This window comes from Aliivibrio sp. S10_S31 (assembly GCF_014694495.1).
Lineage (GTDB): Bacteria > Pseudomonadota > Gammaproteobacteria > Enterobacterales > Vibrionaceae > Aliivibrio > Aliivibrio fischeri.
In genome coordinates, this window is record NZ_JAAUWR010000129.1 from 1 (window position 1) to 371 (window position 371).

A 371-nucleotide genomic window follows, 5' to 3' on the forward strand; every position below is an offset into this window, starting at 1 on the left:
TACCGTTGGGAAATTGAATTAGGTTATCGTGAAATGAAGCAAACCTTGCTTGATAGCGAATATACATTACGAAGTAAGCGCCCTGATATGGTCAAGCAGGAACTCTGGGGTATTTTGCTAGCCTACAACCTTATAAGGCAGGTTATGACAAAGGCTGCAAGTAAATTAGATAGCGTCTGGCCAAATCAATTAAGCTTTACGAGTAGCGCCATGGCTGTGACTCAATATTTTGCAGCTTTGCCTTTAAGGAGTCCAGGGAAGCTACCTAAACATTATGAAGTATTACTACAGCAAATATCCATGTTTATCCTACCACCTCGAAGAGAAGATAGAAGTTATCCTCGTTGGGTGAAACTGAAACCCAAGAAATA

General features: G+C 40.7%; 1 pseudogene. It reads left to right on the top strand.

From position 1 onward, the window contains the following. Nucleotides 1-371, top strand: a pseudogene (locus HC728_RS19910) (IS4 family transposase); the annotation flags it as partial.